The sequence below is a fragment of the Paenibacillus dendritiformis genome (genome assembly GCF_021654795.1).
Taxonomy (GTDB): domain Bacteria; phylum Bacillota; class Bacilli; order Paenibacillales; family Paenibacillaceae; genus Paenibacillus_B.
Window position 1 is genome coordinate 3132076 of the sequence record NZ_AP025344.1, and the last position, 18462, is coordinate 3150537.

General features: G+C 46.7%; 17 protein-coding genes and 1 pseudogene. 3 read left to right on the forward strand and 15 right to left on the reverse strand.

The genetic code is table 11. From position 1 onward, the window contains the following. Window positions 1–102: 102 nt before the first annotated feature. Complete coding sequence (locus L6439_RS13685; protein WP_168182169.1) at window positions 103–1104, reverse strand: hypothetical protein; 1002 nt, start codon at window positions 1102–1104, stop codon at window positions 103–105. Window positions 1105–1426: 322 nt separating this feature from the next. Between L6439_RS13685 and L6439_RS13690 the strand changes: the two genes are divergently transcribed. Then, window positions 1427–2233: a class I SAM-dependent methyltransferase gene (locus L6439_RS13690; protein WP_168182171.1), complete on the forward strand. Its 807-nt coding sequence runs from the start codon at window positions 1427–1429 to the stop codon at window positions 2231–2233. Between the two features lie 551 nt (window positions 2234–2784). Here the strand turns inward: L6439_RS13690 and L6439_RS13695 are convergent. The 11 genes and pseudogenes from L6439_RS13695 to L6439_RS13745 form a co-directional block, all read right to left on the reverse strand. Then, window positions 2785–3414 carry a hypothetical protein gene (locus L6439_RS13695; protein ID WP_237096864.1) on the reverse strand — a complete coding sequence of 210 codons (630 nt, stop codon included), beginning with the start codon at window positions 3412–3414 and terminating at the stop codon, window positions 2785–2787. 49 nt (window positions 3415–3463) lie between these two features. Then, the gene (locus tag L6439_RS13700; RefSeq protein WP_237096865.1) at window positions 3464–4786 is read right to left on the reverse strand and encodes an ABC transporter substrate-binding protein; all 1323 of its coding nucleotides are present in this window, start codon (window positions 4784–4786) and stop codon (window positions 3464–3466) included. Between the two features lie 50 nt (window positions 4787–4836). Beyond that, on the reverse strand, window positions 4837–5997 hold the full coding sequence (locus L6439_RS13705) for an efflux RND transporter periplasmic adaptor subunit (RefSeq protein WP_213469355.1): 1161 nt from the start codon (window positions 5995–5997) through the stop codon (window positions 4837–4839). 20 nt (window positions 5998–6017) lie between these two features. After that, window positions 6018–6896 carry a carbohydrate ABC transporter permease gene (locus L6439_RS13710; protein WP_213469354.1) on the reverse strand — a complete coding sequence of 293 codons (879 nt, stop codon included), beginning with the start codon at window positions 6894–6896 and terminating at the stop codon, window positions 6018–6020. A 13-nt stretch (window positions 6897–6909) separates the two neighbouring features. Next, window positions 6910–7782: a carbohydrate ABC transporter permease gene (locus L6439_RS13715; RefSeq protein WP_237096866.1), complete on the reverse strand. Its 873-nt coding sequence runs from the start codon at window positions 7780–7782 to the stop codon at window positions 6910–6912. Then, window positions 7757–8611 carry a hypothetical protein gene (locus tag L6439_RS13720; RefSeq protein WP_213469353.1) on the reverse strand — a complete coding sequence of 285 codons (855 nt, stop codon included), beginning with the start codon at window positions 8609–8611 and terminating at the stop codon, window positions 7757–7759. Before L6439_RS13720 ends, L6439_RS13715 begins: the two co-directional genes overlap by 26 nt. Then, entirely contained in the window at window positions 8601–9176 is a 576-nt protein-coding gene (locus L6439_RS13725) for a sigma-70 family RNA polymerase sigma factor (protein WP_168182181.1), read from the reverse strand. Before L6439_RS13725 ends, L6439_RS13720 begins: the two co-directional genes overlap by 11 nt. Before the next feature lie 526 nt (window positions 9177–9702). Then, on the reverse strand, window positions 9703–10752 hold the full coding sequence (locus tag L6439_RS13730; protein ID WP_213469352.1) for a 2,3-butanediol dehydrogenase: 1050 nt from the start codon (window positions 10750–10752) through the stop codon (window positions 9703–9705). 17 nt (window positions 10753–10769) lie between these two features. After that, the gene (locus L6439_RS13735; protein WP_213469351.1) at window positions 10770–11363 is read right to left on the reverse strand and encodes an NADPH-dependent FMN reductase; all 594 of its coding nucleotides are present in this window, start codon (window positions 11361–11363) and stop codon (window positions 10770–10772) included. A 287-nt stretch (window positions 11364–11650) separates the two neighbouring features. Beyond that, entirely contained in the window at window positions 11651–12265 is a 615-nt protein-coding gene (gene wrbA, locus L6439_RS13740; RefSeq protein WP_168182187.1) for an NAD(P)H:quinone oxidoreductase, read from the reverse strand. A gap of 71 nt (window positions 12266–12336) precedes the next feature. After that, window positions 12337–12506: pseudogene (locus tag L6439_RS13745) on the reverse strand (DoxX family membrane protein); the annotation flags it as partial. A gap of 349 nt (window positions 12507–12855) precedes the next feature. Between L6439_RS13745 and L6439_RS13750 the strand changes: the two are divergent. Together L6439_RS13750 and L6439_RS13755 are read left to right on the forward strand one after the other, a co-directional pair. Then, on the forward strand, window positions 12856–13470 hold the full coding sequence (locus L6439_RS13750; RefSeq protein ID WP_168182189.1) for a diadenylate cyclase: 615 nt from the start codon (window positions 12856–12858) through the stop codon (window positions 13468–13470). 21 nt (window positions 13471–13491) lie between these two features. Next, window positions 13492–14106: a DNA integrity scanning protein DisA nucleotide-binding domain protein gene (locus L6439_RS13755; protein ID WP_168182191.1), complete on the forward strand. Its 615-nt coding sequence runs from the start codon at window positions 13492–13494 to the stop codon at window positions 14104–14106. 204 nt (window positions 14107–14310) lie between these two features. Here the strand turns inward: L6439_RS13755 and L6439_RS13760 are convergent, their stop codons facing one another. From L6439_RS13760 to L6439_RS13770, 3 genes are all read right to left on the reverse strand, one after another. Beyond that, window positions 14311–15834, reverse strand: a complete 1524-nt coding sequence (locus L6439_RS13760; protein WP_168182193.1) for a thiol-activated cytolysin family protein — start codon at window positions 15832–15834, stop codon at window positions 14311–14313. 251 nt (window positions 15835–16085) lie between these two features. Then, a complete protein-coding gene (locus L6439_RS13765; RefSeq protein ID WP_213469350.1) occupies window positions 16086–17288 on the reverse strand; it encodes a macrolide family glycosyltransferase in 1203 nt (400 codons plus the stop codon). A 171-nt stretch (window positions 17289–17459) separates the two neighbouring features. Beyond that, a complete protein-coding gene (locus L6439_RS13770) occupies window positions 17460–18356 on the reverse strand; it encodes a LysR family transcriptional regulator (RefSeq protein ID WP_168182194.1) in 897 nt (298 codons plus the stop codon). Between the last annotated feature and the right edge of the window lie 106 nt (window positions 18357–18462).

The window sequence follows — 18462 nt, forward strand, 5'->3', positions numbered from 1 at the left end:
GACAATGTGAGTCTGGAGCATCTAAAATGCCTCGGATCGCACGGCGCACTCTTTCTTGAGACTTTTTGGCGTTGCGTCCAGCACTTTACGAATAAAACGCGATCACTTCACATTCGCTAGACTCATTCTAATTCCGGGAAACATGTATACTATGTTTTTATCGGCATCCAGCGCCACTGTCATTTTCGTATCTTCTTTTTGCTTGAAGCAGAAATCTCCGAAGCTGTCCCATTTCACTTCAAGTCCCTGGATGTCCATATTGAACAATTGTTTCGCAATCGGTGCAACGATTTCTTTCACTTCTTTTTCCGTGATATCTTTGTTCGACATCACCCGTTCTCGCGACAAATCATAGACATATTCTGTTTTCCCTGTCTTTGCATCCAAAGCCAGCATAACATCGTCGCTTCGGAGCTGCCATTGATTTTTTTTGGTGTCACCCCTAAGTAGCGCTTTCGTTACGTCAAAATCACGGCCTAATGCCGTTTCCACTGCTTTGGTTGCCTTTTCCAGAAGCTTTGGATCAAGATCGTCCTTGGCCATTTCGATTTGGGCCTCTACACGAGTCTTTGTCGAATGATTCGGATTATTCTTCCATAAATAGGCAGTGAATCCTTCCCCTCTTAACATATACGTGTAGAAAGGCGTCTTTTTTCCTTTATTATTATTGTACTGACTGACATGAACTTCTTTATCAAATGTATACTTTTTCTTCGCATCCAGCCCTTTTAACACGTTCAGAACTTCGTTCTGATCCTCCGTACTGACTTTATCGATGGATTGGTTGCCGGTAATAGTAATGATTTCTCCTGTTTTTTGTTGATAGTCAATGCCGTATTTTCCATCTGCCGACTTAACCTCCACCAGACCGCTTATGTGTCGGGAAGCATCCTGCAGATTCAGCTTAACCTCTTTCCCCGCAAAATCTTTTACTGCTTTTTGCAGCTTGGCAGCCATCGTTTTGTCGATTTTCATTTTCTTGACCAATAGCTGTTCTTTCTGCACCTCTTGCGCTGCCTCAGCTCCTGCAGGAATCGGGCCTGCCAAGGTCATAACCATACTAGATACGATCATAGTCGCTAAAATAGCTTTTTTTAGATTCATATTATTGTATTGTCTCCTTTTTGTCATTGTATGAACATGCTTTTCTCATACTAACATGCAATATCCAATATTTAACTTATCTTTCTATGAATATAATCTTAAGAAACAATAAAAAACGAAATGTCCTAATCTTCATTTCTTCGCTATATGGCATATAGACGCTGGATGGATGATTTTAACTGTATTTGTTCATAGGAAAATGGTACATTGTTTTGGGCTCAATAGCGCAAAGTGTTCGTGTTCGATATGTGTTATTGGGATAACGCGCAAGTCGGGATATACGTTTAGGCTCATATTATTTATATTTGGGGAGGGCGTCGGCATGGACAAGAATTCGGTGTATCGAACTAACATTATAGGCGCTGGCGAGGTTGGCAGCGCTATCTCGATCGATATGGACAAAAATTCGGTGTATCGAACAAACAGCTTCTATTGGGATACAAAAGGAAATGACTTCTTGGGAGCAATCGTGCTTCCTTTTTATGGAGCCTTTGTCTCAGAAGAAAAATTGCAGCTTTTTGGCGATGTCTCCGGGAAAAAGATGCTGGAGATAGGCTGTGGAAACGGTCAATCCTTGCAATATCTGGGGGAACGCCAAGCATCTGAACTATGGGCTGTCGATATATCAGAAAAACAAATCGAAAAGGCAAAGCAACATTTGACGGCATGCGGCGTTTCAGCAAAATTTATCTGCTCTCCCATGGAAGAAGAATGCGGCATACCAATGAATTATTTTGACTTTGTGTATTCGATTTATGCCATAGGCTGGACCACCGACCTTGAGGGCACTTTTTGCCGTATCGCTTCTTATCTTAAAAAAGATGGCGTATTTATTTTTAGTTGGTCTCACCCTATCCATAAATGTGTTGTTGCAGAAAATAATATGCTTGCTTTTAAAAAATGTTATTTCGATGAATCTTGGTATTCGGTATCCCTTGATGAAGGTACGCTGACATTAGCGGACCGTAAGCTATCAACCTATGTAAATGCGTTGGCACAAGCGGGATTTGTAATTGAGCAAATGATTGAACAATCCGATGATGAAATGATGCAATCCGATAACAGCGATTTTGCAAAAAAAGCACAGATGCTGCCTGTTACTTTTGTAATCAAAGCAAGGAAACTGTAGTATCCGACTCCCGCCAACAAGATACCTTTGATGATAAAAGCATCTCCCGTCTGGTCATATCCCCGTCAAGCAGACAGTTGAGATTGAGTGAATTTACACGGCGATCGATTCCGGGTATTCTACCGGTGATCGGCCGCCTAATTTTTTGTGTGAAAACTGCACAATTTCCCTGGAGCCGGTAGGCGAAATCCGCATAACTGCGCGATTGTTCCAGACACGCCGATTCGGTACGCTTGCTCAGCAGCTTGCTTGGAAAGAAAAATCCTGCTAAAATACAGCAATTCGATAGGGACATCTTCAGCAGAAAGGGAATCCTGCACAACGGCAGCAATTTCACCCGTTTCCCTTCAACTGAGCTCAAAAGGGCCTACATTGATGCAGCTGTGCAGCATTTTCTCGGGAGGCGGACGCATTGAGCCGAAATTCCTGTAAAATCGCATCAATTCCCTGCAATAGATGGCGAAAGACCCGCTTCCACCCCCGAAAACTTATAAATTGTATAATATGAAGAAAAAAACCGTTTAGCCGCGCTGCTAAACGGTCCATTATGGCTACATCTGAATCGACTCAAGCATCTCTTGAACAGCCGTCTGCCACTCGTCCTTCTCACTGGCTGGAGCGCTAAAATAAATCTCGAGAAGTGCTCCATTTAGTTCCGCCCAGCCGACGAGACGATAAATATCTCCCTCCTGCGAAGGCATGATGACTTCATTGATTGCAATGTGCTTCCCATGCACGAGCCACGTTTCATTTTTCAACCACTCCAGCTTTTCTCCTTCACTGTCATTTTCCAAAATCACCTTCATCTTTAATCGTACCTTATCGATTTCATCATCGCTCACGAGCTGCTCTGGATCATGACGTATCTCAAGCCTAACTTTCTTATGGCTATCCGTATAGACAAGCTTCGAGTCCGCTGTCTCATTCGTTTGCACCTCTAGTCCTTGCGGGAGCTTCAGTGTCATCATATTCGAGAACACGTTAATTCTTCCCTCTTCATGAGCCTCAGTTTCCGTAGTCTTATTTTCTTGTTCTTCTTGCTCTTGTCCCCGCTCCTCCTGCTGCGGAGTCAAAGAGACCCTCTTGGGCTCACCAGCATTCTTCTCCTCGCTGCCTAAGAAGCTGCAAGCAGAAATGCTGACTGCTACCGAAAGCACCAATAGAACCATCCACTTTTTCAACCTGTTTCGATCCCTCTCTCTTCGCATTGGCATCTACCCCCAACCGCGTCTATTCATTTAAATAGGTCGTCACACGGTTTGCGACCAATTCCGCAACCGCTTGGGCCGATTTTTGACCGCTATAATAAGCCTTCGCTTCTTCTTCGATAATCGCTTGAATCTTCGACTCGTGCTTTTGCGGCGTGGCCGCATCGGTGAGCATCTGTTTGAGCATGTCGATGTCTGTCTTCTCAATCGGGAGCGAGGACCCCGTTGGCAACTCGATAGCTCCTTTGTCCGCAAGATCCTGGAACGTTTTCTCGTTCACCTTTTTATTGACAGAGAACCCTTGCAGTCCAGGCATCGTCTGTACTTCCTCCGACAATAAGAACTTCATAAAGTCCCACGCCTCCGTCTGCACCTTCGAATTCCGGTTTATCCCTAATTCCTTATGAATCACGAAGGTGACTCCAGCCTGCTGCCCCGCCGAGAGCGGCTTGCGATAGATCCTTCCTTGCTCATAAAAGAGCCCTGGCCCTTCGAAATAATCTTCAGGATTCAGAATCAAAGAAGGTGCAAAAAAAGAATCTCCTGCGTCCACCGCCGCATCCGTAATCACCTTATCCGCATACATCGTCTTCACTTGCTCCATCAGTCCAACGAATGCATTGACATCGAAGCTGGCCGGGCGCTGTTCCTCATTGACCACGCGAGTATAGTTATCGACGAACAGATTGTTCAACATCTGCTCGGGCGGGGTATTCACCAGCGAATACGTGTGCCCGCCGGCTGCCGCCAAACGTTTGCCTACCGCGGTGAACTCCCCCCATGTCCAGGTGCTGTCATCGAATGTTACGCCGGATTGCTCAATTGCCTTGGCATCGCCCATAAGACCGTCCAAAAAGAACCGTAGAGGCAGCGAATAGAGCCCCCCTTTCATCTTGGCCCCCTCCAGGATGTTCATCTCATACGAACCGGAATCAAAGGAAGGGTCCTGCTTCATCAAATCGCTCAAGTTCACAAGCGCTTGCTTGTCTATGTATTTCCCCACCTGCAGCCCGCTCACATCCAGGGCAATCAAATCGGCCCCTTTGCCGGACAATAGCTCGGTATTGGTGGTATTCACATATTTCTCAAGATCACCTTCAGGATTCGATCCTTCCCCTTGGCTGTATTCCTTGATTTGAATATCTACATCGGGATGCTTCGCTTCATACATCTTCTCAGCCTGAGCATACACAGGCTCCGCCTGATGTACGGATAAGACAACGATTTTCTTCCCGTCTTGTCCCTGCTGCCCTTCTTGCTTCGCCTCATCAACCTGTTTGCCGGCACATGCAGCCAATATCATCGTGATTGCCATGATCAGACTAAGCACAGCACTTTTTTTCATCCTATCCCTCTCCTCTCCATTCTCCATGCGATCGATGCGGACCAAGCGCATTAGATCCTTACTCGTTGACCTTCTGTTAACGGTTCACTGCTCTCGACAATGATCTGATCGTTCATGTATGCCCCTTGCAGCACCAAGGTTTCTTGGCCATTCGTCCCTCCTAATCGGACGGGAGCCTTGCGAACAATAAAGGTATTGCCCAGCGGGCCGGAACGTTCCTCGATGACAAGGACATAGCTGCCCTTCCCTTCCTGATGAATCGCTTCGTTCGGTACGAGCATGCCTTCACCGCTCTTCGCCGATCGTGTCAATTCCACGCTCACAAGCTCATTCCCTTGAACATCCGGATGCTGAATCTTCACAACGACACGTTGACTCGAAGTCGCCTGCGAGGCACTTCCTCCCCCTCCCTCTTGGGGAGAAGTCCCTTCATCAACGCCTGCCGCCGGACGAATGTCAGCAATGATCCCCTCAACCGGAATACTTTCCCCCTCGTGCTCGATCTGAACGTTCATCTTCTCCCCGGTACGCAATGTCACGGCCATGGCATCCGGGATGACAATCTCAAATTGATAGCCTTGCTGCCTGCTCGCTACGCTGATATCCGGCCCGCCGCTCCCTGATGGCAGCTGCGGCGTCGCACGCACCTGTGTCACGACACCGTCAAAAGGCGCAACGATGCGTCTGCGATCCATCGCCTCCGACTGCATCGTGCTCAATTTTCGCTCCTGGACACCAATGGCTAATTGCGCACTTTTTAATTCCCGCTTCGATCGGCGCGCCTGGATCTCGTCGTTATTTTGTACGGCTTCAATATAAGCATCCTGCAAGTCAACTAACGATAGCCGCTGTTGTGCCAGTCCCGCCTGTTCATCCAGGATTTCCTGCGCAGCAGCAGGATTCTCATAGGTGATTAACGTCTGCCCCTTAGCTACGCGATCCCCCTCTTTGACATGAACCTTCTTAATGAACCATTCCGTCTTGTTCGACAAGTCGATATGCTGCCGAGGCATCAGCCGGGCCGTCCCGCGCCACGTAGTGACTAACGCCCCTTCCCTCCCTTGTTCGATACGCACCTTCGGCAGATGTAACGTCAGCAATGTATTGCTCGCCAGGGTAAGGAAAAGGAGCAAGCTGAAGAACAGGCCGGAGAGCCACGCTATGTTTCGTTTTTTTCTCGCATCCAGCGCTTCGGTGAACCCTGTAGCCATCCTATCCCTCCTCTCATGAGCTACCCTTTAATCCCCGACATTTGAATCCCTTCGATAAAATAAGACTCCGCATACAGGAACAGGAGAACCATTGGCGTCATATAGATGAGCGATGCGGCAAAGCCGATGCCCTGGGCTTCCTTATGAATTCTGGATAAATAGAGCGATAATGGCTGCTTGAATGCATCCTCCAAAAAAATCAGCGGCTGCTCGACCATATTCCAATAATCAACGAAGAGCAAGACGATCAGCGCCGCAATCCCCGGCTTCATCAAAGGCAGCATAATCTGATAGAAAATACGGTAATGACCGGCGCCATCCATCTGAGCCGCTTCAACCAGCGCATACGGGATCGACAGCATAAATTGCCTCAGCATGAACACACCGAAGGCCCCGAATATCCCTGGCAAAATAATCGCGCTAGCCGTATTCATCAATCCCAGCTTGTCAGCAATAATATAATTCGGAACCAAGGTCACTTGGAAAGGCATGAGCATCGTCATCAAGTATACCCGAAACCAGACTTCTCTCCCCTTGAACCGGAGCTTGGCAAAGGCGTACGCTGCCAGTGCGCTTACAACCGTCTGTCCCGCAATGATCGCCACGACCATCGCGACGGAATTCCATAACATGAACAAATACGTCGGCGTCTCCAGCAATATGTTCCTGTACTGCTCGAAGGACAGCCAATCCGGGATAAGCTTCAGATTCACGAATGCAGGAGGCTCCCCTTGCGCAGCGACTGGCATTTTACCTACCAGCTCGTAATTGCCGCGAATTTCATGCTCCGTCATGAGCGAGTTTGTGAATGTAATCACAATAGGGAAAAGCATCATGAGCCCGATACATGCCATCACCAGCGTGACCGCCAGGTTCCGAATGAACCCCCTCTTCTTCATTCTTCCTCCCGCATCATTCCATAAATTGTGTATATCGCTTCTCGAGCCGAAGAAGCATAGCCACGATGATAAAGATCCCGATCACCATAAGCGTCGCAGCCGCCGACAGCTTCTGTACATCCATCGCGAGGAACATATTGTTCATATAATGCTGAAGCGTATAGATGCTGTCATGCGGATAATCTCCTGCGATCAGGTACGTTTCACGAAATATTTTGAACGTATTCATTATCGACATCAGGATGACAAAGACCATCGTCGGCGTAAGATAGACAAGGGTAATTCCATAACATTGACGCCATTTGCCCGCACCCTCCAACTCAGCCGTCTCATAGTAATCTCGGGGGATGCTCTGCAGCCCTGCAAGGAATAAGATAATGTTGTAGCCGATATGCTTCCATAAGTAGAACACGGAGATCACCCCTCGCGCCCAGGCCGATTTCATCCAGTCTATCTGTTCAAGCCCGGCAGCGTGCATCCAGGCGTTAAGTGATCCGTTCCAATCAAATAGCACTTGCCACACCATCACGACGGAGGCTACGGGCACAACCAACGGCAGAACATAAGCCATCCGGAGAAATTGACGCAGATAGAGATTCCGGTTCAGCACGAGCGCGATTCCAAGTGACAGCATAAGCATCAGCGGGACATTCACCGCCATGAACCAGAACGTATTCGAGGCGGCTTTGCGGAAGGAATCGCTGCTCAGCAGCTCCTGATAATTCGATAGTCCGACGAACGAACCGCCCACCGTCCGGTCCAATACCGAGTAGACAAGCCCCATCCCGAACGGAATGAGATAGAATAAGGCAAAGCCAATAGCGCTCGGCAACAAGAACGTTACGGCCACCATCCCTTCTCTACGGCTGAGACGATTCCGCATCATGGCTTCCCGGCTTCTCCGAAGAGAAGAATGCAACACTTGTACTTCCTTCCTGGAGGTTCACCTGGAACATCTCCTTGCCATCCGCTGCATCCTTGTAGATGACGATGGCTTGACCGTTTCCTTGCGCTTCATCCCCATGGGCTCCTGTCACTTCAGGCTGATATCCATCAATATTCACATCCAATTGCTTCAAGAATGCATTGGCCATCGCGATCGCTTCCGAATCCTGCAATTGCGAAGCATGGGGAGCAAATGGCTCTAAACCGCTCGTTTGAACAAAATGAATCTGTCCTGTCTCCACATCGACATTGGCTACAACCTCTTTGTGCGGTTCCTCGTAGGTCTTTCCATTCTCGATCAGAATGACATTCAATTGATGAATCTGTCTTCCTCCATGGATGCCCTTTGTAATTTGCGCGCTCGCGATATTGAAGTCCTTCGTCTCAGGAAACCCGCGGTAAATGCGCGCCAGCAATTCCTGTGCCGTCTGATTGCCGCTAATCTCATCCGCATACAAGTTCGTGGTGACATAATCCGCATCCTTATCCTTGGTGATGAAGCTCCGCAGATCTTCCGTCCCGGATAGATTGAGCAGGGCTCGAATCTGCGCCGCTACGGCAGGCCCGGTATAAATGACAACCGGCACGAGGAGTACAGCCGCAAGCATACATGCGACCATGCGAACCTTCAGCTTTGATTTTGCTTTATATTTTTCATAGCGATAACGTTCATAAGCAACTTCTTGAATGCGCTTCTGCATTTCGGACGGATGTTCCATTGCGTCCGCACAATCCTGCAGCTTCGTGCGCAGTTGTTGTTCAATGGACATAAAGTTCTTTCTCCTTTACTGCTTCACAATATGGGCTGAGCTTGCGAAGCTTCTCCAGTGCTGCGTGATGTCTCGATTTGACCGTACCTGCAGGGATGTTCAGCAATTCAGCGATTTCATCGAATGTATAGTCGTGATAATAGCGCAAAATAATCACCGTGCGAAGTTTGTACGATAACTGATGAACGATGGTCAGCATCTCCTGATGCGTCTCGGCCTCAAGCACCTGACGATCCGAGAAAATATGCTCTTCCACCTCCAAGAGCCGCTTCTTCTCTAAGATTCGGAACCTCCTCCAGCTTTTGGTCCTCCACTTCTGTATTTGCTTCAGCACAAGGCCATGCATCCAGAAGCGGAAGGGACGTTTTGCATCATAACTGTCGATGGAGCGCCACAGCTGAAAATAAATTTCGTTCATTACATCTTCGATTTCATTTTTTTCCGTCATCAAAAAGACAACGGAGCGGTAGATTTCAGGGAATGACCATTCATAAATTACTTGAAATCCAGATGGATCCCCCTCCTTCATCCGTTCAATCCAATGCTCTATATTGATGTCTTCCATGAAAAAAGGGCCCTCCTTCGTAAGCTTACACTCTATATTGCCACGTTCATTCGAAAAGGTTCGATGGAAACCCGAAGAAAATGAAATAAATTTTGGGGTAGTATAGTTTCGTACGGCTATACGCGATTGCCGTAGTTGAACTTCTTTATAATTGTCCGTATACCTGTTTAGCATTCGTACTCCCACAGTATTATACTTTGGAAAAACGACGCAATGACATCCTGCTGCTCCCGTCGCGCACTACCATTGTTCTTTAACCAAAGATAGGGTTTCATACTCGTTCCGTTTTTCGATCTCCGAAATACTTTGCTCCTGAAGCCCCGGAACACAAAAACACCTCCAAGGTTGTCTTCATATCTTGCGACACAAGGACATTCTCTTGAAGGTGTTTAGGTTTTGTCTCACATGATGGGGTCAGCCCTGTAGAAAGGGTTGCTCTTTATTCGCTAATGACAAAGGCAAGAAAATATCTACATTCCAGTAAGCGGATATAGCCCCGAAATAAATGATGCTTCATGTTGCTTAATTACATTTCTCCACTTAATTTAACTAGAATTTTCGCTTGAGATTTGTCATTTGTTAATGCTTCAAATCCTTTTTCTACGATCTCATCCAGCTCAATTTGGGAAGTAATGATACCTTGTGGTTTTAATTGTCCCGTACCCATTAAATCAACGGTTTGCTGGAATGAAGTTGGTGTATAAGCAATTGTGGAAGTAACTTTAACACCTGTGTTCGTTAATTGCATTGGGTTCCAATCAATAGAATGCGCAAAAATGGAGACGATGACAACTGTCCCGCGAGCACGAGTCACATCGATGGATGATCTAAATGTTGGTGCAACACCTGCTACTTCAAATGTGACATCCACGCCATTTGGAGCATATTGCTTCACAGCTTCAACCGGATTGATTTTTCCAGAATGAAATACTTCTGTTGCGCCAAGATCTTTTGCTTTTTCAAGACGTGTCTCAGATAAGTCAAATACAAAGATTTTACTTGCGCCAGCTGCTTTAGCTGCAATGGTTGTTAATAATCCGATTGGACCGGCGCCAAAAATGGCAACTGTGTCACCAAATTGCATGCCACTTTCTTTTATTGCTTGGACAGCTACTGCAGTAGGCTCTACGAGTGCACCATCCTGCAAAGTCAGTGTATCTGGCAATTTGTAAATATTATGTTCTGGAGCATTTGCATATTTAGCAAAACCACCATCGCCATGAAGTCCGATAAAACTAAAGCCATCATAACTGTCAATGTCTTCTGGTTTGTTGCCGTGAGTAATTGTAGGGTTTACAACTACTCGATCACCTGCTTTGTATTTTGTAACTTTTGACCCGACTTTTTCTACTACACCGGCGAATTCATGCCCCATCGTAATCGGTGCAACCTCGCCTGTTAATTCATCTGGCGCGTCTACGGGAACAAAAACAGGTCCTTCTTGATATTCATGCAGATCTGAGCCGCAAATACCAGCCCATGCTACACGAACGGTTACTTCGTTGTCTTTTAATGGTTTTAATTCTCTTTCTTCGACTCGAATATCTTTTTGACCATACCATACTGCTGCTTTCATTCTAAATCCCTCCAAGATTAACGAATGGTATATAAAGCCTTGGACCAAGGAATTAATTGGTCTAACATTTGATTCACAGAATCGGTTTGCACGGCTTTTGGTTTAAACTCAGTACCATTTTCAAAATCTGTGAACAGTGACAATGCTGGATGTACACGTACATCTGCAATTAATAGCTCACCCATAATGCCGCGCAAATGTTCAGCTGCCCGTGCACCGCCTACAGAGCCATAAGAAACAATACCCGCGGCTTTGTTATTCCATTCTTCACGTAAATAATCAAGTGCATTTTTGAGAGCACCCGTAATGGAATGATTATACTCTTGTACGATGAATACAAATCCATCTTGCTTCGCAATTATTTTTGACCAAGCTTGCGCACCAGAAGCATCTTGTCCCGGTTCACCCAGTAAAGGCAATTTGTAATCTGCAATATCAATAATGGTATAATTCGCATCTCCTCGTTGATCTGCAATTTCTTTTACCCATTGTGCCACTTGGGGACTTACACGCCCTTCACGTGTAGATCCAATAATGATTCCGATATTTAATTCTGCCATTTCTTTTTCCTCCTTTTTATTTGAAGCAAAGAGCTTACCTAAGAAACCCATTTCTGAATCCCACCTTACAAAAGTGTCAAAAACCTTGAATTCATATATCTTGAATTCGAGATTATAGTAACACGAACATTCATACTTCGTCAACTTTTCTATTCTGGGAAATTTGCAAATAATAAGTCAATGAAACATGAACAATGAATCTTCATGCGCTGCTCCCGAATAAAATCTTTATTTGCGCTGTCTGCGCGCAGTTCACCGCTTCGATTGGATGGGAATAAAAAATGCGAAGCCCCTGCGGACGCTTCGCATTGTTTCAGTTGGGATGCCAAGGTTCCTGATCAGCCTTGTTGACCTTGTTTGACCCACTTCGCAACGGTTACCGTACGCTTTGCTTGATGCAGTACCGCTCCGCGAACATCTTCTTTCATCTTTCCGTTCTGATCTACCGACACGCTCGTTCCATATGGATTGCCGCCGCCAGCAAAGATGGATTGATCGGTATATCCTGGAGCGGCAACGATTGCTCCCCAATGATACATAATGGTATATAGAGACAAAATTGTGGCTTCCTGTCCTCCATGAGCGTTCTGAGCGGATGTCATCGCGCTTACCACTTTATTCACGGTCTTCCCATGAAACCAAATACCGCCGGTGGTATCCAGAAATTGTTTCATTTGCGATGCCATAGTTCCGAAGCGGGTCGGAGTGCTAAAGATCACCGCATCCGCCCATAAAATATCATCCGGCGTGACGACAGGAACGTTTTGGGTGGCCTCGACATGGGCTTTCCAAGCGGGGTTGCCATTGATGACCGACTGGGAAGCCAGTTCCGGAACCTTGCATATTTTTACCTCGGCTCCTGCTTCTTTCCCTCCATCAGCCGCCCATTGAGCCAGTTGATAATTGGTGCCTGTCGAACTGTAATAAATTACGGCAAGATTTACGTTGGACATCTTGTCACCTCCAGCGGATTCCCTGGTTCTACAATCTTTATTATGAACCGCGGCGATGGAGGAAATACCTAGCCAGCGAATACCGCCATCAGGACACCCGGTTTGATGCCGATGGACTCCATCCAGCCACCCGTTCCTTTTAGACCATCCCCCCGAACCAACCGAAGAGCTTTTTAGCGCCGTGCCCCATAAAGCTGATTCCTATTACCAAACGAATGATAAGCAAACCAAGATTCATCATGACGAAGCACTTCCAGGGTTCTCAACATGGAAACGGCTTAACCGGGTGCCCGCAACATAACGTGAGGGCCTTCGAATTATTTTGCTTCAGCGCGGGTATAATGGTGATTCCTGTTTTCGAATCTTCGAAAGCCTGGTTGATCTCTTGGTAATCGTAAAACTTTGGCAAGGGGAAACAGCCTTGACGCCTCCGATATTTTTTCAAAGCTGGCCCGCTTCTTTTTTTCAGAATGTCACGATTATTGTTCTTAGGATATCCTGTGACTTTTTCTTTATGCAGCCACAGCATCTTCGATACACATAATTGGCTCCGGTTCTGGACACAACATTACTGATAAAGGAGGATGCCCATGGAAAATAACTGCAAAAAATTATCGCCGGAGTATTCAGATGTCTATCAACAATTTCAATACATGTCCACCCAGATGCAAAACATGTTGTCTTCCATGGATCAAGAAGGAATTGATATTTTAAAGAATCTTAGACTGCTGTCTCAAATATGCTCCGACACAGGAAAGTTGGTATCCGCCTATCACTTGAGCCGGCTTCTGGTTCCTTACACCAATCAATGCAATGAAATCTTTAATGCCATTAAATTGCTGAGCGCTCAACGCAAAGGCGCCCTTATCGTGATTGAAAGAGAAGATAAAATCAACGATTGGATCACGACGGGCACGCCCCTGTCCGCGAAGATCTCAAGTACGCTGTTAGTTTCCATTTTTCATGTAGGAAGCCCGCTGCACGACGGTGCGGTACTGATTCGGAATAACACGATTGTCTCCGCCGCCAATGTACTTCCTCTCACCCGGAAGCTGTACAAAAACAAGCTGGGCACCCGACACCGTGCAGCTATCGGTTTATCGGAGAAAACAGATGCATTGACGTTCATCGTATCCGAGGAGACAGGGGGGAAATCATTTACCTTCAACGGCTCGCTGTACGGATTCGAGATTCCTGATGAATAACTCTAGGAGAGTAATGTTGCAATGAAAAAAAATGATTTCAATGATGATTTCTCGCAGCTCCGGCTTGAAATAACAGAAAAGCTCAGGAACATGAAGAAAAAGGTAGAGCAGAAGATCTCCACTCTGAGTCAAAACGATATTCGCATCATTGACAGTGTGCAAAAATTATCTCGGGAACTGCTCGAGTTGGAAACAACGGCATCGACATACTTACTTAATCGTCTCTTGTCCAAATATACGAAGTGCAGCAATGAACTGTCTCTTGCCATTCACAGACTTAGCCTAAAACGTCATGGAGCTCTCTTTGTAATCGAGGCGAACGACCCGGTTGCCCCTCTTATACAGGGAGGGGTACCGATTAATGCGATTATTACAAGCCAATTATTGGAGTCCATCTTTCATCCCGACAGTTTACTTCAAGAAGGCGCCGTTCTGATTCAATCCGATGTGATTGTTTCCGCCTCTAATACCTTACCTGTAACGAATCAAATATTTTGGGATAGAGTAGCAGATATTCGAGAATTATCGGCAATAGGCTTGTCCGAGCAGAGCGATGCATTGATTATATTGATCACGGACCGTGGATCAACCTATTTTTCATTAGAGGGCAATCTCTTCCCTTTTTCCGTCTCCTAGACAGCGACGAATGGAGAGCTGCTGCCGTTATCATCCATTTTGCCCACGATACTATACGCTTGGCTTACTTCATTGCCGCTCCCCGTACATTCCCTGCTCTTAGGCAGGGCGGGGCCGATGAAGACAGGACAGTTCGGTCAGGGTAAGCGTGGGCTTGCCAAAAAGAAAATCTCCCCAAATGAATGGGAAGATTCTCTGAAATGACTAGTCATGACTTATGGATGCTGACGGATGCAACGTGGTTCCCCAAATCGAAACTTTAATATTGCTGGTTAACGGAACGTTAGGTTCATCCAGAATGGTTCTCCACCATTCCCAGGCAAGACCCGTGCACTCTCTTGCAAAAATTTTGATGTTCTTGGCATTAGGCGGAAGTGGAATCTCTGTCGAGAAATGCGCTGTTTTATCTTGCCAATTTCCTTCCCAAGTTCTATGAGTGATGACTTCTTGTCCATTCTCATCAAAGGTAAACTCGTCCCAAGATACTTCAAACTGAGCTACATATGCACCGCTATGATCAAGCGTTATTTTGCCTTTCGTATATTCGGTCGTTTTCGTCTCGATATATTCTGTATTGTTGTGAACCGCAGCTATGGAATTGTCTTTCAAGAAGACACTGGTATATGAAATAGGATAAGCTGGATTCTTGGTGCTAAATTGTGCATTGTCCTTGATTACATTTTGGATGACATTGAAGTCTTTCGTGACGACCTGGTTATGTGTCTGGGCATCGCCGCCTAATACGACAGCCGTAAACGAACTGTTTTCATAAATATCTTTGTACTGTCCGCTAGCTTGTATGCTCGGATTATTGAGCAATAGTTTAAATGCGGTTTGTACATCGCTGCTCTTTGAGGTCGTCTCCAACTTCACGTAAATGGTTCTTCCATAAGCTACGTTAGATACCATCAGTGGCGGAGCTTCATTACTTACCCCCTTACGCACTAATTCAGCAAACGTCACACTGTCATCAAACAAGTCCGATGGATTGTTAGGAAGGGCTGCGCTTACGGTATAAAAGATTTGCTTATAAGCGGCAACCATCACTTTTTTCTCGCCGCTTGCGACCGCGTTAAAGTCGATTCCGAGCGTACCGTTCAGCACTTTAGCGTTCACGTTCAGCGCACTGGCAATTTGATTTTGGCTGTACACCATGGATTCGGCGTACTGTAATCTCGCAGGCAGTGTATGCGTGTCGGAATACTTCTCGCCCCAAGTCGACACGAGCTGATCAACGGCGCTAGAAACACTGCTGTAAGTTGGATTTTGAACGGTAATTGTATTTTCGCTCTTCAACCCGGGCAGATCAATCGTAATATCTAATGGTTTTCTCGCGGCCATGACCAGACTAGGCTGATTATCCGCAAAATCCTGATTTGCAAGCTGGATTGCGCCTGGATACGTGCGATTCGTGATCGAATCAATAATTGAAATATCTACGGGCGAGGTTGTGAGTGATTTCTTATCCCGTTCAACCACGATAAATTTCCCATTGGAATGAAGGCCTTCTTTGGGAACAAAACTGCTGATCTGATCGCCTTTTACGGCCAAAACTTCATTGCGATCATAATTTAGGCTTGCGATCCCGGCATCAATATCATGAAGTTCATTTGTTGCAGCAAAGGAAATACTCGAATAAGTGAACACCACTTGTAAACTAATGAGTAGACTTAGGAGCACTTTTACTCCCTTCACCTGTCTTGTTCGCCTCTGTTTTGATTTCCTCATGAAGATCTCCTCCTTTTATGTAAAAACTGTATCGGTATTTTGGCATCTCATTTTGATATTTCTAGGGAAATTACAAAATCCCGTAACTTTTATAACACTAGTTATAGGCAAGAACCGGATTAGAATCCAAAATGCGGATGAAGGGAATATTTTGTTCGCCATAGAAGTAAAGCCGGTTTTTCCTGCCCTAAGGAAGGAAAAACCGGCTTTTTTTCGTGTCATATGCTATCGATATCGTTACTTCATTTATTTTAATGGGTCAAGCCTAGACTTCGTGTATGCGCGAAGATCTCCTCGACGGCCCGATGATACCCGCCCGCAGATCGGAACGAATCGCCAATCTCGACGCATGCCTTTCGAATTGACGCCTCAGTGAGCACGCGCTCTGCCGCCTCTCTAAGATCGCCCGCGAGTAAGCCTTCCTGATTCAGGTAAATGCCTGCATTGACTTCAGCCACACGCCGCGCCACCATCGGTTGGTCGGCGCTTTGGGGAAGCACAATCAGCGGCACTCCATAATATAGCCCCTCACTGGTGCTGTTCATCCCGCCGTGTGTGATAAACAATTTGGCGCGCTGCAGTACGTCGAGTTGCGGGACGTAGTCTCGAACGATAAAATTCGCAGGAATATCTCCCAAGTCCGCAATTCGGGTTTGTCTGCCGACGGATAGAATCACGGTGTACTTCGTGCCGGCGAAAGCCGAAAAACAGAGCTTGTAAAACTCCACCGCTTGATTGAAAACCGTACCGAGTGATATGTATATCAGATGATCCGTGTCCATAGAAGAGAAATCAAAATGACGGTGTGAGCGCGGCACGATTGACGGTCCAACAAACTTATACGTCTCGTCAAAGCTGTCTCCGTCGGGTTGGAAGCGCTTCGACGTGTAGACAATCGTTAATGGCGCGGGATTGCAGAAAACTTCGTAGCCGGAGGTAATCTGCACATTGTATCTCGATTCTACGTTGCTGGCCAGCTGCTGAAACTCTTGCTGCGCACGTTCATTCACGTCTGCCGGAAAAGGGCGCGAAAGGTGATCTTGCAGATGTTCAAAGCTATTTTGTTGAATTGCAAAACTCGTGCACGAGTTGATTGCTGGCAGGTCGAGTATTTGTGCCACCAGACGCCCGCAGCCGAACATCGAATCATGAATGATGTAGTCAAAGCGTTTTCCTTTGATTTGCTCCAGGAGACGGGGAATGATAATGTCGGCGGTGCGCAGCAGTCCACCCACTCGCGCCCAAGGATTTCTTCCTCCGGCAAGGAACGCCTCCACAAATTTGCCGCTATCGAATGTGATCACCTCTGCGCCCGTCGGCTCGACGCGCTCACGATATTGGTCCGCGATAAAGTAAACCGCCTCTTCGCCACGACGGATAAGTTCTTGCACCACGCCAAGGGTTGGATTGATATGTCCTTCGGAACCTCCATTGATTACCAATACGCGTGCCATAACATCACCTTTCATCACGAAGTACGCCGCGCCGAGCACCCGCGGTTGCGTTTATCGCTTCAGCTTTTCCAGATCACTCCCGGTTCATTCCTTCATGAGACGGCTATTGATTAACTGTAGCAACCTGCCAATTCTACGTCAACTCTCATTGATGATGGGACCCGGCGCCGTTCATAATCCCGGCTGATTCGGCGGATTGGCCTGGATATAGGCAATAAACTCCCGGGATGCATAAGAAAGGTATCTATCCCGTGGATAAATAAGCGCCAGCTCCCAAGCAATCTCCGGATGGGAGATCGAAACGGCATGAACGGCAAGATGATGCAAACGGTTCGCCATCGATCGGGGGATCAATGAAATTCCTAACTGAGACGCCACCATCTCGCAGCAGAAATCCCACAGGGAGGTCATATGAGCTACCTCGGGCTCGAACCCGGCCTGCAAGCATGCTTGCCACACTACGTCATGAAGGGCGAATTCCTTGGTGAACAGAATAAACGGCTCATTTTTTAATTCAACCAGACTGACGGATTTTCTTCCGGCAAGCCAGTGGTGACTGCTGGCAATGATAACCAGCTCCTCGGATAACAAGGAAACCGTTCCATACAACCGGGTGTTCACCGGCAGCACCGTGACCCCAAAATCGATATTCCCTTGCTCCATCTGCGTCTCTACCTGTTTCGCGCTGTATTCTGCCATTTGAATCTCAATCCTGGGATATCTCTTCTTGAAGCCGGCAATGATTTTGGGGAATAGCAATGCCCCGATTGTAGGCATGATTCCCATCTTCACCTTTCCTCTTTGCACTTGAACCAGCTCATTAACCGAAGAAGATAATTCCTCTAGCAGCTGCAAAATTTTAATAGCCTTGTCGTGAACCAGCTTTCCAGTATCCGTGAGCACAACCTCCCTCTCGGAACGGTCAAGCAAAGTAACTCCCAATTCGTCTTCCAGGCTTTTGATCATCTTGCTGATGGATGGCTGAGATACAAACAGGACCTGCGAAGCTTTTGTAAAATTTTTATGTTTGGCCACTTCTGTAAAATAATGAAGCTGTCGAATATCCATCTGATCCGGATCTGCCTCCTTCCCCTATAGGCAAAGCGGTATCCAAACCATTCATCCTCCGGCTCAAGATCATGATATGCCGTCCAAGCAAAAAACAGCACCGGCG

What these genes read in the sequence shown, in the direction of transcription:
- L6439_RS13685 (WP_168182169.1), bottom strand. Translation starts at nt 1,104, where the DNA reads ATGAATCTAAAAAAAGCTATTTTAGCGACTATGATCGTATCTAGTATG.
- L6439_RS13690 (WP_168182171.1), top strand. Translation starts at nt 1,427, where the DNA reads ATGGACAAGAATTCGGTGTATCGAACTAACATTATAGGCGCTGGCGAG.
- L6439_RS13700 (WP_237096865.1), bottom strand. Translation starts at nt 4,786, where the DNA reads ATGAAAAAAAGTGCTGTGCTTAGTCTGATCATGGCAATCACGATGATA.
- L6439_RS13705 (WP_213469355.1), bottom strand. Translation starts at nt 5,997, where the DNA reads ATGGCTACAGGGTTCACCGAAGCGCTGGATGCGAGAAAAAAACGAAAC.
- L6439_RS13710 (WP_213469354.1), bottom strand. Translation starts at nt 6,896, where the DNA reads ATGAAGAAGAGGGGGTTCATTCGGAACCTGGCGGTCACGCTGGTGATG.
- L6439_RS13715 (WP_237096866.1), bottom strand. Translation starts at nt 7,782, where the DNA reads ATGATGCGGAATCGTCTCAGCCGTAGAGAAGGGATGGTGGCCGTAACG.
- L6439_RS13720 (WP_213469353.1), bottom strand. Translation starts at nt 8,611, where the DNA reads ATGTCCATTGAACAACAACTGCGCACGAAGCTGCAGGATTGTGCGGAC.
- L6439_RS13725 (WP_168182181.1), bottom strand. Translation starts at nt 9,176, where the DNA reads ATGGAAGACATCAATATAGAGCATTGGATTGAACGGATGAAGGAGGGG.
- L6439_RS13730 (WP_213469352.1), bottom strand. Translation starts at nt 10,752, where the DNA reads ATGAAAGCAGCAGTATGGTATGGTCAAAAAGATATTCGAGTCGAAGAA.
- L6439_RS13735 (WP_213469351.1), bottom strand. Translation starts at nt 11,363, where the DNA reads ATGGGTTTCTTAGGTAAGCTCTTTGCTTCAAATAAAAAGGAGGAAAAA.
- wrbA (WP_168182187.1), bottom strand. Translation starts at nt 12,265, where the DNA reads ATGTCCAACGTAAATCTTGCCGTAATTTATTACAGTTCGACAGGCACC.
- L6439_RS13750 (WP_168182189.1), top strand. Translation starts at nt 12,856, where the DNA reads ATGGAAAATAACTGCAAAAAATTATCGCCGGAGTATTCAGATGTCTAT.
- L6439_RS13755 (WP_168182191.1), top strand. Translation starts at nt 13,492, where the DNA reads ATGAAAAAAAATGATTTCAATGATGATTTCTCGCAGCTCCGGCTTGAA.
- L6439_RS13760 (WP_168182193.1), bottom strand. Translation starts at nt 15,834, where the DNA reads ATGAGGAAATCAAAACAGAGGCGAACAAGACAGGTGAAGGGAGTAAAA.
- L6439_RS13765 (WP_213469350.1), bottom strand. Translation starts at nt 17,288, where the DNA reads ATGGCACGCGTATTGGTAATCAATGGAGGTTCCGAAGGACATATCAAT.
- L6439_RS13770 (WP_168182194.1), bottom strand. Translation starts at nt 18,356, where the DNA reads ATGGATATTCGACAGCTTCATTATTTTACAGAAGTGGCCAAACATAAA.